Source organism: Streptomyces prunicolor (assembly GCF_045162825.1).
GTDB classification, from domain to species: Bacteria; Actinomycetota; Actinomycetes; order Streptomycetales; family Streptomycetaceae; genus Streptomyces; species Streptomyces prunicolor.
Map to the genome: position 1 here is coordinate 10,801,279 of NZ_CP108676.1, position 15,790 is coordinate 10,817,068.

The 15,790-nt window shown below is 70.5% G+C and carries 13 protein-coding genes; 12 read left to right on the forward strand and 1 reads right to left on the reverse strand.

Annotated features, from left to right (window positions below):
- The 12 genes from OG588_RS48815 (at position 1) to OG588_RS48870 (ending at position 12,734) form a co-directional block, all read left to right on the forward strand.
- A complete protein-coding gene (locus OG588_RS48815; protein ID WP_405953409.1) occupies positions 1–996 on the forward strand; it encodes a succinylglutamate desuccinylase/aspartoacylase family protein in 996 nt (331 codons plus the stop codon).
- A 272-nt stretch (positions 997–1,268) separates the two neighbouring features.
- Complete coding sequence (locus OG588_RS48820) at positions 1,269–2,369, forward strand: ABC transporter substrate-binding protein (RefSeq protein WP_405952963.1); 1,101 nt, start codon at positions 1,269–1,271, stop codon at positions 2,367–2,369.
- On the forward strand, positions 2,362–3,528 hold the full coding sequence (locus tag OG588_RS48825) for an ABC transporter ATP-binding protein (protein WP_405952964.1): 1,167 nt from the start codon (positions 2,362–2,364) through the stop codon (positions 3,526–3,528). The genes OG588_RS48820 and OG588_RS48825 overlap by 8 nt, the downstream gene beginning before the upstream one ends.
- 2 nt (positions 3,529–3,530) lie before the next feature.
- Positions 3,531–4,463, forward strand: coding sequence for an ABC transporter permease (locus tag OG588_RS48830; protein WP_405952965.1), 933 nt, complete (start codon positions 3,531–3,533; stop codon positions 4,461–4,463).
- Complete coding sequence (locus OG588_RS48835) at positions 4,460–5,323, forward strand: ABC transporter permease (protein ID WP_405952966.1); 864 nt, start codon at positions 4,460–4,462, stop codon at positions 5,321–5,323. Before OG588_RS48830 ends, OG588_RS48835 begins: the two co-directional genes overlap by 4 nt.
- A complete protein-coding gene (locus tag OG588_RS48840) occupies positions 5,323–6,717 on the forward strand; it encodes an aminotransferase class III-fold pyridoxal phosphate-dependent enzyme (protein ID WP_405952967.1) in 1,395 nt (464 codons plus the stop codon). Before OG588_RS48835 ends, OG588_RS48840 begins: the two co-directional genes overlap by 1 nt.
- Before the next feature lie 26 nt (positions 6,718–6,743).
- Positions 6,744–7,697: a succinylglutamate desuccinylase/aspartoacylase family protein gene (locus tag OG588_RS48845; protein ID WP_405952968.1), complete on the forward strand. Its 954-nt coding sequence runs from the start codon at positions 6,744–6,746 to the stop codon at positions 7,695–7,697.
- On the forward strand, positions 7,694–9,166 hold the full coding sequence (locus OG588_RS48850) for an aldehyde dehydrogenase family protein (protein ID WP_405952969.1): 1,473 nt from the start codon (positions 7,694–7,696) through the stop codon (positions 9,164–9,166). The genes OG588_RS48845 and OG588_RS48850 overlap by 4 nt, the downstream gene beginning before the upstream one ends.
- Positions 9,163–10,107, forward strand: coding sequence for an aldo/keto reductase (locus OG588_RS48855; protein WP_405952970.1), 945 nt, complete (start codon positions 9,163–9,165; stop codon positions 10,105–10,107). Before OG588_RS48850 ends, OG588_RS48855 begins: the two co-directional genes overlap by 4 nt.
- Positions 10,108–10,183: 76 nt before the next feature.
- Positions 10,184–10,849 carry a haloacid dehalogenase type II gene (locus OG588_RS48860; RefSeq protein WP_405952971.1) on the forward strand — a complete coding sequence of 222 codons (666 nt, stop codon included), beginning with the start codon at positions 10,184–10,186 and terminating at the stop codon, positions 10,847–10,849.
- Positions 10,850–10,863: 14 nt separating this feature from the next.
- On the forward strand, positions 10,864–12,147 hold the full coding sequence (locus tag OG588_RS48865; protein WP_405952972.1) for an NAD(P)/FAD-dependent oxidoreductase: 1,284 nt from the start codon (positions 10,864–10,866) through the stop codon (positions 12,145–12,147).
- A gap of 143 nt (positions 12,148–12,290) precedes the next feature.
- The gene (locus OG588_RS48870; RefSeq protein ID WP_405952973.1) at positions 12,291–12,734 is read left to right on the forward strand and encodes a DUF3592 domain-containing protein; all 444 of its coding nucleotides are present in this window, start codon (positions 12,291–12,293) and stop codon (positions 12,732–12,734) included.
- A gap of 44 nt (positions 12,735–12,778) precedes the next feature.
- Here the strand turns inward: OG588_RS48870 and OG588_RS48875 are convergent, their stop codons facing one another.
- The gene (locus tag OG588_RS48875) at positions 12,779–15,715 is read right to left on the reverse strand and encodes a SpoIIE family protein phosphatase (RefSeq protein ID WP_405952974.1); all 2,937 of its coding nucleotides are present in this window, start codon (positions 15,713–15,715) and stop codon (positions 12,779–12,781) included.
- Positions 15,716–15,790 lie beyond the last annotated feature (75 nt).

Below are 15,790 nucleotides of genomic sequence, written 5' to 3' on the forward strand. Positions count from 1 at the left end.
ATGACCGACGACCTGCTGACCGTGGGCACGCTGAGCGCGGCACCCGGCACCAAGACCCGCGGCACCGTCCCCGCCGACCTGGGCGCCCTCACCGTGGACATCCCGCTGACCCTGGTCAACGGCGCCCGCCCCGGCCCGCGCGTCCTGATCACCGCGGGAGTCCACGGCGGCGAGTTCACCGGCATCGAGGCCGCCACCCGGCTCGCGTCACTCCTCGAACCCTCCCAGGTCCACGGCCAGGTGATCATCTGCCCCGTCGCCAACCCCCCGGCCGTCTACCAGGGACGCCTCGGCATCTCCCCGCTCGACGGCGTCAACATCAACCGCGTCTTCCCCGGCGACCCCGACGGCGGCCCCACCGAACGCCTGGCCGCCTGGCTCTTCGCCCACCTGCTGGACGGCGCCGACGCCTACGCCGACCTGCACGCCGGTGGCATCGACGAGGTCCTGCGGAACTTCGTCGGCTACCGCCTCACCGGCGACGCCCCACACGACGCCAAGACCGCCGACATGGCCCGCTCGCTCGGCATCGAGGACATCGTCATCGGCCTCGACACCAAGGGCGGCAACAGCCAGGCGGCCGCAGCCCGCGCCGGCATCCCGGCGATCCTCGTCGAGACCGGCCAACTCGGCGAACGCGACCCGGCCGCCGCCCGACACCTGGTCGACGGCCTGCACGGCCTGCTCCGCGCGCTCAAGGTCCTCACCCCCGACGCCACAACGGCCGCCCCCGTACGCGAATGGGTCTGGGCCGCCGGCATCGCCTCCGAACAAACCGGCCTGTGGTACCCGGAGTTCACCGCAGGCGACGACGTGACCGAGGGCCAGATCATCGGCCGCGTCATAGCCCCCGCCGACGGCCAGGAACACAAGGTCCACACCCCGTCCGGCGGACGCGTCTTCTACGGCATGCACGGCCTGACGGTAGCCCCCGGCACAGAACTGGCAGCCATCGCCATCCCCCGCCCGCGCGCTGACACCCGGGCTCCTTCCTAGTCCCCGCCAACCGCCACCCCGTAAGGGGCGCGGGGAACGGCGCGACAAGCCCCCACCGGCCCGCACGGAAGAGAACGCCCCAGCTCCCACCCGCACACCGGGCCCTCCCGGTCCCCGCCAAACCCCAACTCCGCAGGGGGCGCGGGGAACGACGCGACAAGCCCCCACCGGCCCGCACCCAAGAGACCCACCCCAGCCACCCCACCCGCACCGAAGCGAGCCCCACCCGCAGACCGCCCCTCATCACGCACCGCACCACCAGGAGGCCCCCGGTGAGAGAAGCCCGGATAGACCGCAGAGTGTTCCTGCGCGGAGTAGGCGGCGTGGCCGCAGGCATCGCAGCCACTTCCCTCACCGCCTGCGGCACCGGCACCAGCCGGTCCGTCGACAGCGGCGGCAAGAACTCCAAGACACTCGTCGTCCGCGACAGCGGCGGCACCTACGGCGACGCCAACCAGAAGGCGGTCTACGAGCCGTTCACCAAGGAGACCGGCATCCAGGTCAAGGTGGTGAACATCGAGTACGCCCAGATGCTCGCCCAGATCAAGCAGGGCCGCCCCCAGTTCGACGTCATCGACGACTCCATGGCCGACTTCGTGCTCTTCAAGCAGCAGGGCGCCACCCAGGCCCTGGACTACGACCATCTGAAGAACTCCAAGAACGCCGGCATCGCCAAGTCCCTGCTCACCACCCACGCGATCGGCAAGAACTACTGGGCCAGCGTGATGGCGTACCGCACGGACGCCTTCGGCGGGAAGAAGCCGACCTCGTGGGCCGACTTCTGGGACACCAGGACGTTCCCCGGCAGCCGCGCGCTCCAGGCCCTGGACGCCGACCTGCCCGAGCTGGAGTTCGCCCTCCTCGCCGACGGAGTGGACCCGGACAAGCTGTACCCCCTCGACGTGGACCGCGCCTTCAAGTCCCTCGACGCGATCAAGTCACACGTCAAGAAGTTCTGGGACACCGGCGCCCTGCCCGGCGTACTCCTCGGCCGTGAGGAGGTCGTCGCCTCCAGCGTCTGGCACGGCCGCCTCGACGCCCTCATCAAACAGGGCTCCCCGCTTGCCTACCAGTGGAACGGCGCCCGCCGCCAGAGCAACGGCCTCGCCATCCCCAAGGGCACCGACAACCTCGATGCCGCCTACCAGCTCATCGACTTCTCGCTGCGCCCCGAAGTGCAGGCCGCCTACGCCGAGTTGTACCCGATGGCCCCGACCGTGCCCGCCGCCTACAAGAAGCTCTCCACGACCACCGCCGCCAACTTGGCGGGCTCGGCGGCCCACTTGGAGTCCGGCTTCGACCTGGACGTCGAGTGGTGGATCAAGAACCAGGACGCCGTCTCCAAGCGCTGGCAGGAGTGGTCGCATGCCTGAACTGGACGTGAAGGCCCCGACGATCACCCAGCCACCGGACACTGGCGCCGGCACTGGAAAACCCTTGTCCGTGACGGGACTTCGCAAGACGTACGGCGGTGTCACCGCCGTCGACGAGGTCTCCATGGAGATCGCGGCGGGCGAGTTCGTCACCTTCCTGGGGTCCTCCGGCTCCGGCAAGACCACCACCCTGATGATGATCGCCGGGTTCTGCGAACCCGACTCCGGCAGCATCGTCGTCGGCGGCCGTGACGTGACCCGGCTGGCCCCGCAGAAACGCGGCCTGGGCTTCGTCTTCCAGCAGTACCTGCTCTTCCCGCACATGACGGTCTGGGACAACGTCGCCTTCCCGCTCCAACTGCGCGGCACACCCAAGGCGGAGCTGCGCCGCCGGGTCGGCGAGACCCTGGAGATGGCCGGGCTCAGCGGCATGACCCGCCGCCGCCCGCGTGAACTGTCCGGCGGCCAGCAGCAGCGCGTCGCCCTGTGCCGGGCCCTGGTCTACCGCCCGCCGGTGATCCTCATGGACGAACCGCTCGGCGCCCTCGACAAGAAACTCCGCGACCAGCTCCAGACCGAGATCAAGCGCATCCAGCGCGAACTCGGCCTCACCGTCATCTATGTGACGCACGATCAGGAAGAGGCCCTCGTCCTCTCCGACCGGATCGCGGTCATGCGGGACGGCCGGATCGACCAGTTCGACACCCCGCGGGAACTCTTCGAGGTCCCGCGCACCCCGTTCGTCGCGGACTTCCTCGGCGCCGCCAACTTCCTTGCCGGCAGCGTCGAGGAGCGCACCGCGGAGCACACCCGCGTACGGCTCGACACCGGCGGTCTGCTGACGGCCCGCCCCCTCGCGCACGGTGACGGCGGCCGGGTCCGGGCCGCGGTCCAGCCCGGCCGGATCGGACTCTGTCCCGCCGACACCGGCTTCTGTACCGGGACCGTGGAGACGGTCACCTACGTCGGAACCCTGGTGCGCGTCACGGTCCGCCCGGTCGGCGGCGCCGAAACCGACGTCGTACGCCTGGAGCTGCCGGCCGGACGGGCACCGGCTCCCGGTGAACGCGTGGGCCTGACCGCCGAGTTCGCCGACGTCAGCGTGTTCCCCGACACGGATGACACCCCCGTGTTCCCCGACGCGGAACACGGGGAATGAGCATGGCCGGAACCGTCCTCGCCACGCAGCCGCAGCCCGCGCCCACCGCGACACCCGGCCGCATGAACCGTCTGCGCCGTGCGCTGGCCGAACGTCGCACCCGCTACGGCCTGTTGAACGCCGCGCCGGTCGTCGTCTACCTCCTGATCCTCTTCGTCTACCCGATCTTCAGCACCCTCCTCCTGAGCCTCAAGGGCGAGGAAGGCGGCTGGACCCTGCACTGGTACGCCGACGCGTTCCAGGGCGCGAACCTGGAGATCCTGCTCACCACCCTGCGCATCTCCGCCGAGACCTCCCTGCTCAGCCTCGTCATCGGCTTCCTGCTCGCCAACGCGGTGACCCGGCTGAAGCCCCTGTGGGCCGGCCTGGTGATGCTGGTCGTGATCGTTCCGCACTTCATCAGCGCGCTGGTGCGCACCTACGGCTGGATCATCCTGCTCGGCGAACACGGCGTCGTGAACAACGTCCTGACGGACCTTCACATCCCGGGCGCTCCCTTTCAGTTGCTCTACAACGAGATCGGCGTCGTCATCGGCACCACCTCCGTGATGCTCCCGTACACCGTCCTCCTCCTGTACGCCGTGATGCGCGCAGTCGACCGCAGGCTGCTCGCCGCGGCGGCCAGCATGGGCGCCGGACGGATCACCATCTTCCGCCGTGTGTACCTGCCGCTGGTCGCTCCCGGACTGGTCAACGCCGGGGTGCTGTGCTTCATCCTCTGCCTCGGCTACTACCTCACCCCGGCCCTGATGGGCGGCCCGAAGCAGACCATGGTGGCCTCGCTCATCGACGACCAGGTCATGAAGCAGAACCAGTGGAACGGCGCCTCCGCACTCGGCATCATCCTGCTGCTGCTCACTTTCGCGGGCCTCCTGCTCCTCCGCCTCCTCAAGTCGGCGGGCGAGGCGTACCGGAAGCGGGGTACGGCATCATGATCGGCCTCCGTCCCACCCTCGCCGGACGCGTCAGCCTGGCCGCCTTCGCCACGCTGATCCTGCTCTTCCTGGCCCTGCCGATCGTCGTCATCGTCGTCACCTCCTTCGGCAACGACGCCTTCGGCTCCTTCCCACCCCACTCCTGGACCCTCGGCTGGTACAGGCACCTGTTCGCCGACGGCAGCAAATGGCCGGCCGCCCTCTCCCTGAGCGCCCTGGTCGCCGCCATGACCACGGTGTTCTCACTCATCCTCGGCGTGACCGCGGCGACCGCGCTGGTCCGCAGCGAACTCCCCCTGCGCACCGCGGTCTACGGCCTGGTCCTCGCACCCCTGGTGATTCCCCAAGTCGTCATCGCGCTGGGCCTGTTCCTGCTCTTCGAGCCCGCCTCGATGCTCGGCAGCCCGATCGCCATCGCGCTCGGCCACACCGTGCTGGCCTCACCCATCGCCGTGATGATCCTCATGGCCACGCTGAAGGGCATCGACGAACGGCTGGAGGACGCCGCGGCCAGCATGGGCGCCGGCCGCCTCACCGTGGCCCGGCGCATCACCTTCCCGCTGGCCATGCCCGGCCTGGTCGCCGCCGCCGTCTTCTCCTTCATCACCAGCTTCGACGAGTTCTTCGTCTCCCAGTTCCTGTCCTCCGTGGACACCGTGACCCTGCCGGTCCAGGTGTTCAACGTCCTTCAGTACGACGTCGATCCGTCCGTGACGGCCGTCAGCGCGCTGCTCATCGCGGTCGCCGTCGTCGCCCTCGCACTGGTCGGCGTGGTCCGTCGGCTCGGCGGCTCCGGCCGGCAGGACGGTCTGCTGCCGACGGAGACCACCGTGGGCCTACCCGCCGGAAACGAGACCTGATGACCACCAGCACCACCCGCACCTCGGCAGGCGAGCTGTCGGCCTCCGCGTCCCGGCACCTGCTGCTGAACATGACCCCGAACGGCTCGGTCGGCACCGACGGCGACAACCTCTTCGTCGTACAGCGAGGTGAGGGTCCCTACGTCGACGACGCGGACGGCAGACGCTACATCGACGGCCTCTCCGGCCTGTACTGCTGCCAGCTCGGCTACTCCTACGCGGCCGAATTCGCCGAGGCAGCCGACCGACAGCTCCGCGAACTCTGCTTCAGCCCGCTCTGGTCCGCCTCCGCCCACCCCACGGCCATCGAACTCGCCGAACGGCTGTCCCGGATCGCGCCCGTCGACATCGAGCACACCTTCTTCTCCGGCGGCGGCGCCGAAGCCGTCGAGGCCGCCTGGAAGATCGCCCGCAAGTACCACGCCCTGCGCGGCGACACGGCCCGCACGAAGGCGATCGCCCGCCGCGGCGCCTACCACGGCCTGACCGTCGGCACCCTGTCGTTCACCGACGACCCCGGCCTGAAGGAGCCCTACGGCCCGCCCGCGATCGAGACCCGGTTCGTGTCCCACACCAACCGCTTCGGGCTGCCGGGGGAGTTGGCGGACGACGCCGCCTTCACCGCCCACCTGCTGCGGGAGTTGGAGGACGCGATCATCGCCGAGGGCCCGGAGACGATCGCCATGCTGATCGCCGAGCCGGTGCAGAACCGCGGCGGCTGCATCACCCCGCCCGAGGGTTACTGGCCCGGCCTCAGAACGCTCGCCGACCGCTACGGCTTCCTGCTCGTCGCCGACGAGGTGATCACCGCGTTCGGCCGCCTCGGCGAGTGGTTCGGCGGCGACCGCTACGGCGCCCGCCCCGACATCGTCACCGTCGCCAAGGGCATCACCGCCGGCTACGCCCCCATGGGCGCCACCCTCGTCGGCACCAAGGTCACCGAGGTCCTCAACCGTCCCGGCGCGATCCTCAACCACGGCTACACCTTCGGCGGACACCCGCTGAGCGCGGCCATCGCCCTGCGCAGCCTCGACATCATGGAACGCGATCGGATCCTGGACAACGTCCGTGCCCTCCAGGATCACCTCGCCACCCGCATGACCTCCCTCAAGACCCTGCCCATCGTCGGCGACATCCGAGGCGCCGGCTTCTTCTACGCCTGCGAACTCGTCGGCGACCTGGACGACGGCGGCTTCAGCGACACCGCCCGCGCCGCACTCGTCGCCGACCTCATCCCGCGCAGGCTGCGCGAGGCCGGCCTCCTGGCCCGCGTCTACAACCGCGCCGCCCCGCTGGTCCAGATAGCGCCCCCGCTGATCAGCGACCGCCGGCTCCTCGACCGTATCGCCGACATCATCGCGGACACCCTCGGCGAAGCGTCCGCCCGACTGTGACCCCCGCATCCGAAAGGCAGCAACTCATGTACTCCATCGGTCCGTTGACCGTCGCCCCCGGCGAGCGCGCCCAGGGCCTGATCCCGGTCGGCACCAGCACCTACGGTGTGGAACTCGGCATCCCGCTGATCGTCGTCAACGGCACCGAGCCCGGCCCGGTGCTCTGCGTCGACGCGGGCGTCCACGGCGACGAGTACGACGGCCAGGAGGCCATCCGCCGCGTCCTCGCCGAGACCGACCCGGCAGGTCTGCGCGGCACGCTCGTCGGCATCCCCTGCATGAACACCCCCGCCTTCGAGGCCGCCGCCCGCAGCAGCGGCCTCGACCACCTCAACCTCAACCGCATCTTCCCCGGCGACGCCGAGGGCTCGTACTCCCTGCGGCTGGCCGCGACCTTCGTCGAGCAAGTCGTCCCGGCCATCGACGCCCTCGTCGACCTGCACACCGGCGGCACCTTCGGCGAGATCGCCCCGCTGGTCATCGTCCAGGGCGGCTACGAGGACCTGGCCACCGGTATCGGTCTGGCCGCCGGACACCAACTCGTCTGGAAGGGCGGCAAGTGGGGCGGCACGGTCCGCCACCCCACGCTCGCCGCGGGCAAGCCCGCCATCACCATCGAGGCGGGCGGCGGGACGTACCGAGAGTCGACCGTCGAGCTGCACATGAACTCCGTCCGCAACATCATGCGCCAACTCGGCATGACCGACGGCGAGCCCGAACTGCGCGACACCTACACGGCGGTCACCGGAACCTTCGCGCGCTCCGCGGCCGGCGGCTTCTTCGTCGGACACGCCGACCCGGGGGAGAGCTGCAAGGAAGGCGACCTGATCGCCCATGTCGTGGACCACTACGGCAACACGCTGGAGGAGGTCCGCGCCCCGCAGGACGGCATCGTGCTCTGGGTCCGCCGGATCCGCACGGTCCACCCCGGCGACGAGGTCGTCATCTTCGGCACGGTGGAGGGGGAGATCCGGCCATGACATCGGAAGCGAGTGGCGAACTGCCCCTGCGCGAGCTGCTGTTGGACGGCAAGCAGGTGCCCGCCGCCGACGGCCGCACCTTCACCGTCCTCGACCCGTCGAACGGAACGGCCCTGGCCCAGGTGGCGTTGGCCGGTGCGGCCGACGTGGACCAGGCGGTGGCCGCGGCCCGCGCCGCCTTCACGGCACCCGAGTGGGCCCGGATGCGCGCCGCCGACCGGGGACGCCTGCTCAACCGCATCGCCCAGGCGATCCGAGCCGAGGCCGAGCAACTGGCCCACCTGGAGAGCCGCGACGTCGGCAAACCGCTCGGCCAGGCGAAGGCCGATGTCGAGGCAGCCGCCCGCTACTTCGAGTTCTACGCGGGCGTGGCCGACAAGCTCGGCGGCTCCACCATCCCGCTCGGCCCCGGTCTCCTCGACTACACCGTCCGCGAACCGATCGGCGTCTCCGGGCAGATCATCCCCTTCAACTACCCGCTCCAGAACACCGCGAGGGGCTCGGCCCCGGCACTGGCCGCAGGCTGCACCGTCGTCCTCAAGCCCTCACCCGAAGCACCCCTCACCCCACTGGAGATCGGCCGCATCGCCCTCGAATGCGGCCTCCCGCCAGGGGTGTTGAACGTCCTCCCCGGCGACGGCGAGACCGGCGCCGCCCTCGCCGGACACCCGGACATCGACCAGGTCACGTTCACCGGCTCGGTGCCGACCGGCATCAAGGTCGCACAGGCCGCCGCGGCCAACGTGGTGCCCTCGGTGGTGGAGTTGGGCGGCAAGTCACCCGTCATCGTCTTCGCCGACGCGGACTTCGACCTGGCCGTGGGCGCCGTCGCGGGCTCCGCCTTCGGCAACGCCGGACAGACCTGCTCGGCCGGCACCCGCATCCTGCTCCAACGCGGCGCCGAGGAGTTCCTGGACAAGCTGATCGCCCATGCCGCCTCGCTGAAACTGGGCCCCGGCCTGACCGACCCCGACATCGGCCCCCTGGTCGCCGCCCGCCAACGCGACCGCGTGCAGGGCTACGTGGACCTCGCCCGGCAGGAGGGCGCCGACGTGCGCACCGGCGGCGGCGCCCCCACCGACCCCGCGCTCGCCGACGGCTACTACATCGAGCCGACTGTCCTCACCGGCTTGACGAACCAGTCCCGTTGCGCTCGCGAGGAGATATTCGGCCCCGTCGTCACCGTCATCGCCTTCGACGACCCCGAGGAGGCCCTCGCGATCGCCAACGACACGCCGTACGGCCTCAGTTCGTACGTCTGGACCCGCGACCTCGACAAGGCGCTGCGCATGGCCGAAGGCATCAGGGCGGGCCAGGTCTACGTCAACGCCACCGGCGTCGGCACCGGCATCGAGCTGCCCTTCGGCGGCTACAAGCACAGCGGTTGGGGCCGCGAGAAGGGCCTGGAGGCACTGGCGAGCTACACCCAGACCAAGAACGTCTGCATCGGATTCGGGAACGGATCATGAGGTACCGCACGCTGGGGGAGCGCGGGCCGACCGTCTCGGTGGTCGGTCTCGGCGGCAACAACTTCGGCTCCCGGCTCGACGAGGGGGCCACAACAGCCGTCGTCCACGCGGCACTTGACGCCGGGATCACCCTGTTCGACACGGCCGACATGTACGGCGGCTCCGGCGAGCGCGGGGGAGTGCGCGGCGACGGCGAACGGCTCCTCGGCGCCGCCCTCAAGGGCCACCGCGACGACATCGTCCTCGCCACCAAGTTCGGCATGGAGATGACCCCCGACGCGGAAGCCGCCCGGCTCGGCCCGCGCGGTTCCCGCCCCTACATCCGTCACGCCGTCGAAGCATCCCTGCGACGCCTGGGCACCGACCGGATCGACCTGTACCAGTACCACGAGCCCGACGGCGTCACCCCGCTCGACGACACCATCGAAGCCCTGCGCGAACTCGTCGCCGAAGGGAAGATCCGCCACCTCGGCTGCTCCAACCTCCCCGCCGCCCAGCTCACCGCCCCTTTCGTCAGCACCCAGGCCCGCTACCACCTCCTCGACCGCAGCGCGGAGACCGACCTGATCCCCGCCTGTCTGCGCACCGGCGTAGGCCTGCTGCCGTACTATCCGCTGGCCAACGGCCTGCTCAGCGGCAAGTACCGGCGCGGCGAACGGCCCCCGCCCGGCAGCCGCCTGTCCTGGCGTCAGGGCTGGCTCACCGACGCGGCCCTCGATCGCGTCGAGGCACTCACCGCGTACGGCACCGCGCGCGGACTGACCCTGCTGGAGGTGGCCGTCGGCGGACTCGCCGCGCTGCCGGCCGTCGGGTCGGTCATCTGCGGCGCGATGACCCCTGAACAGGTCATCGCCAACGCGGCGGCGGCCGACTGGATCCCCGACGCGACCGACCTCACGGCACTCGACGAGATCGTGCGCCCCGGCGAACAGGTCGTCTGACGCCGGGAGTTCGACCACCAAAGCCCGTTCCCCCCAATGTGCGTCCCCCAACTGCCCAGAAACGAGGCTGAACTTCATGCGAGAGATCGTCACCTTCGACGCCTACGGCACCCTGGTCGACTTCCAGCTCGGCCCGACCACCCTCAAGGTCCTGGCCGACCGGCTCGACCTGGACGGCCTTGACGTCGACGAGTTCCTCGACGACTTCCGCGTCATCCGCTTCCAGGCCGTCCTGGAGCCCTACCGCCCGTACCACCAAGTCCTGCACTCCAGCCTGGAGATGGCGATGCGCCTGCACGGCCTGGAGTACCGCGCGTCCGACGGCGACGCCCTCGTCGAGGCCGTCCCGACCTTCGGCCCGTTCCCCGAAGTCCCGGACGCGCTGCGGGCGTTGAAGTCCCGCTACGAGATCGCCATCATCTCCAACACCGACGACGAACTCATCGCACGGAACATCGCCAACATCGGCGTCGAGTTCGACCACGTCATCACCGCCCAGCAGGCGAAGGCGTACAAGCCGGACCGCCAGACCTTCGAGCATGCCTACCGGACCATCGGGGTCGAACCGTCCCAGGTCATCCACACCGCGCAGGGCTGGGAGTACGACCTGATCCCCACCCGCGACCTCGGCCTGAGGCGCCGGGTGTGGATCAACCGCTACGGCCGCCCGGGCAGCACCGCCTACCAGCCGTACGACGAACTGCCCGACCTCTCCGGCCTGCCCGCCCTCCTCGGCTGCTGAACAGGAGCCCCGCCATGAAGCAGATCCCGTACTGGCTGGACACCGCTCCGCCGCTGCCCGACCGCTCGGGCAAGGACCTTCCCGAGTCGGCAGACGTGGTCGTCATCGGCGGCGGCCTGACCGGCCTGTCCACCGCCTACCACGCCGCCGGTAAGGGCGCCGGCGTCGTCCTCGTCGAGAAGGACAAGGTCGGCTCCGGCGCCTCCGGCCGCAACGGCAGCATGTGCACCCAGGGCATCACCATCGGCGTGGGGGAAGCCCGCAAGCGCTACGGGCAGGAACGGGCCCGCGAGTTGTACGACGCGTTCCGTGAAGCCGTCGACGTGGTCGAGGAGTTGACGCAGAAGGAGCGGATCGACTGCGACTTCAACCGCTCCGGCCGGCTCGGAGTGGCGTACAAACCACAGCACTTCGAGGCGATGAAGGCCACCCAGCGCGACCTGGCCGAGAACTTCGACCACGAGACCACGTTGCTGAGCCGCAGCGAGCTGCGGACCGAACTCGGCTCGGACTTCTACCACGGTGCCCTGCTCGACCCGCTCAGTGCGGGACTGCACGTCGGCAAGTACGTCCATGGCCTCGCCGAGGCCGCCGAACGCGCCGGGGCGCAGATCCACGAACGCAACGCGGCCACCGGCCTCACGCGGCTGCCGGGCGGCGGCTTCCTGGTGGAGACCCTGCACGGCACCATCCGCGCCAGGCAGGTCATGGCCGCCACGGACGCCTACACCGACAAGGCGATGCCGTGGTTCCGCAAGCGGCTGATCAACGTCGGCAGTTTTGTCGTCGTCACCGAGCCGCTCGGTGAGGTGCGCGCCCGCGAACTCATCCCGAACGCCCGCCTGGTGGTCGACTCCAAGAACATCGGCCACTACGTCCGGCTCACCCCGGACCACCGTCTCGCCTTCGGCGGCCGGGCCCGCTTCGCGCCGTCCAACCCCGCCTCCGACGTCAGGAGCGGAGACGTCCTGAAGCGCGAACTCACGGAGATCTTCCCGCAGTTGGCCGACGTCCGGATCGACTACGTGTGGGGCGGCAACGTCGGCTTCTCCTGGGACCGCATGCCGCACGCGGGCGAGGAGAACGGCCTGTACTACTCCATGGGCTACTGCGGCCACGGCGTCCAGATGGCCACCTACATGGGCCGGGCGATCGCCGAGGTCATGGACGGTCACCCGGAGGCCAACCCGCTGCGCGGCCTGGGCTTCCCGAAGGTCCCCGTGCCCTTCTACAACGGCACCCCATGGTTCCTGCCCTTCGGCGGCGCCTACTACAAGGCCAAGGACCGGCTGCGCTGAGCGTGTCCTGCCGATGGGACGCGAGTCCGCACTCGTACGTGGTTCCACCGATGACACCCACGGGTATGGCCTCCCGGACTTGTGGCATCGGCCCGGAGCGGCGGTGGTATGCCGTCCGAGTGCCATCGGGAAGGAGACTCGAATTGAGCTGGTTCCTGCCTCTGGTGGGGGCGTGGGCTGCGTGCGTGGCCCTGGTCACGGTGGTCGCGGTTCTGATGCGGATGCGTCTCGCGTTCGTGCGGCCCCATCTGAAGGACACCACCGGGGTGGTGGTCGAGCAACGGTGGGTCCGTGGGGACGAGAGCGACCCCGAGGGTTACGTGCCGACACTCGATTTCACCATCGAGACAGGCCGGTTGGTGCGCGCCAAGGCGAAGGGGAAACCGAAGAGCTTTCCACCGGAGGAGGGCGTTGAGCTGCCCGTGCTCTATCGGCGGGACCGGCCCGACACGTGGTGCTACCTCGGCAACCTGGCCGACTACGAGAGTGAAGTGACCGTCGGTGTCGGGGAGATGTTCCTGGGCACGGTCATGGTCATCGGTCTGTTCGTCGGGGTGATCGGCCTGGTGGCGGTTCTGTGGCCATAGGGGCGGTCGGCCGAGCGACGGCCTGAGCGCTCGCGACGGGTCTGTCAGTCCTCGTCGCCGAAGGGCAGCGCGTCGAGGTCTCCGGTGAAGTCCTCCATGTTCGGGAACGCCAACTCCAGGGCATCGGACGGCAGTTCCTGCCCCACGCCTGACGCGTGCAGCGCCTGCTCCGTCCAGATGCACTTGCCGGTCGGTGTGTAGCGCGTGCCCCAGCGCTGGGACAGGGCGGTGATCAGCTGCAGACCGCGCCCGCCCTCGTCCGTGTCCGTGGCGCGGCGGATGCGGGGCATCGTCAGGCTGCCGTCGAAGACCTCGCAGATCAGCTCGGCGCCGTGCAGCAGACGCAGGCTGAGCGGGCCCTTGGCGTGGCGGACGACGTTGCCGACCAGCTCGCTGGCCAGGAGTTCCGTGGTCGGGGTCAGATCGTCCAGGCCCCAGGTGCGCAGCTGCTCCCGGACGTGGCGGCGGGCCTGGCCGGCCGCCCGCGGATCCTCCGGGAGCGGCCAGGACGCGATGTTGTCACTGGTCAGGGCGTGCAGCCGGGCGATGAGGAGGGCGGCGTCGTCGGCCGTCGAGTGCTCGGCGGGGAGCAGGCCCGCGGTGATGGTGTCGCAGAGGTCTCCCAGGTCCGCCTCCGCGCCGGACTCGGTCCGGTACGCCGAACTCAGGAGGCGGGCCAGGTCAGCCATGCCCTCGTCCATCTCGCGCTTCGACGACTCCACCAGACCGTCGGTGTAGAGGACCAGCAGGCTGCCCTCCGGCACCTTCAACTCGACCGTCTCGAACGGCGGTTCCGCCGCGCCGAGGGGCGGGTCGGCCGACAGTTCCGGGAAGTGCACGGTGCCGTCCGGGTGGACCACCGCCGGCGGTGGATGACCGGCCCCGGCGATGGAACAGATCTGCGTCGTCGAGTCGTAGAGCGCGTACAGACAGGTCACGTACGACTCCTCGCCCATACCGGCGACGAGTTCGTTGAGGTGGCTCATGATCTCGTCGGGCGGCAGTTCCAGGTCGGCGAGGGTGTGCAGCGCGGTGCGCAGCCGGCCCATCGTCGCCGCCTCCGGGAGGCCGTGGCCCATGACATCGCCCACCACCAGGGCGACCTGGCCGCCGGAGAGCGGGATGATGTCGTACCAGTCGCCGCCCACGTCCATGCCCTGGCCCGCGGGAAGGTAACGGGCGGCCGCGGTGCACGCCGGCAGGTCGGGCAGGGCCCGGGGGAGCAGACTGCGCTGGAGTTCGCGGGACCGGGTGTGCTCGGCGTCGTAGAGCCGGGCTCGTTCCAGGGCCTGGGCGACGAGGGCGCTGATCGTGGTCAGCAGGGTGCGTTCCTCGTCGGTGAGCCGGCGGGCGCGGTCGAAGGCGACGACACAGACGCCGAAGGTTTTGCCGGACGCGGTCAGCGGGAGGAACGCCCACGCCTCCTTCCCCGCCCGTTCCGGTCTGGCGGCCAGCTCCGGGTAGTGGGCCGCGTACTCCTCGGTCGAGGAGAGGAACATCGGCACACCGGACGCGATCACGTCCCAACCCGGCTCACCGGGCGTCCGGACGCGGCCGTCGACGGTGGCCAGGAACTCGTCCGGGTAACCGTCCGCGCCCACGGTGTGCAGCCGGTCGCCCTCGACGGCCTGCACCAGGAGGCCGGCCGCGGCGAACGGCGGCAGCACCCGGCGGGCGACCGCGGCCACCACGTCCTGCGAGGTGGTCGCCTTGGCGAGCGCGGCCGTCAACTCGCCCATCCGGACCGCGCGTCGGGCCACCGCCAGCTCGGACGCCCGGCGCTCCTCCTCGTGCTGCCGCTTCTCGGTCACGTCGGTGAGATAGAGGGTGACCCCGTCGGGACCCGGAACCAGCCGCAGGTGGTGGCGCCGACCGGTGCCCCCCAACTGGGCGTCGAAGCCGACGGGCGTCTCCTCGGCCGCGGCCCTGCGGCAGCGGTCCTCCAGACCAGGGACGTTCAGCACCGCGGGCAGCTCCCACAGGAGGCGCCCGAACAGCTCCTCCTCCGAGAGGCCCAGCGTGCGCTCCGCCTCCAGGTTGGCGAAGGTGATCCGCCACTCCTCGTCCACCGCGAGGAACCCGTCGCTCATGTGGCGCAGGGCGCGGCTCAGCGCGTCCCGGGCCGACCGCGACTCGTTGCTCTCCCAGCCCACGCCGATCATCCGGTGGGGCTCGCCGTGCTCGTCGTAGGTCGCCCGGCCGCGGGCCTGCGTCCAGCCGTACGTGCCGTCCAGGCGCCGTACCCGGTACTCGGCCTCGTAGACGCCGTGGTCGCGGATCGCCCGTCCGGCCGCGTCCAGCGTGGGCGCCAGGTCGTCGGGGTGGACGATCCGCATCCAGTTCTCGATCTTGCCGGTGTAGTCCTCCGGCCTGGTGCCGTACAGCTCCAGGGCCTCCTCGTCCCAGATCAGGTCGCCGGTGCGGATGTTCCAGTCCCACGACCCGACGCTGACCTCCTTCAGCGCCTGCCGCAGCCGGTCACGGTCGCCGCCCGGCTCCGACTGGGAGGGACCGGTGGGCGGCGGCGCCTGGCTCATGCGCTCTTCCGTCCACGCGACGAGGTCGCGGAGGAAGTCCCACTGCCGAGGGGTCGGCTCGCCCTGCTCGCCCATCAGGACCGTGAGCGCGCCGATGCTGCGGTCCCCGCCGGACACCGGCACGGCGGCCAGACCGGTGCCGGGCCAGGCCAGATCCTGGTCCGTGGGCGCGGCCGACACGGGCACCCACACACCACTGCCCTGGTGCAGGGCCCTGGCCGGGGCCGTCGGGCCCTCCTGGTCGATGATCTCCCACGGGCGGGTCAGAGCGGGCGGCAGACCGGTCGACGACACCAGCCGCAGCGCCGACATCGGGCCACGCAGATGAATCGCTCCCCCGAGCGCGCCCAGCTCGCCCACCGCGTGCTGCAGCGCCAACCGGAACACTTCGCTCTCGGTGACGCCGGGGTCCACGGTGCCGAGCAGAGCCAGACGTGCGTTCATACCGTAAATTTTACCGTTCCCGCCTCACATAACGCGGTCCTGCGCAGGACTCTCACCTTGGACTCCAGCTCTCGC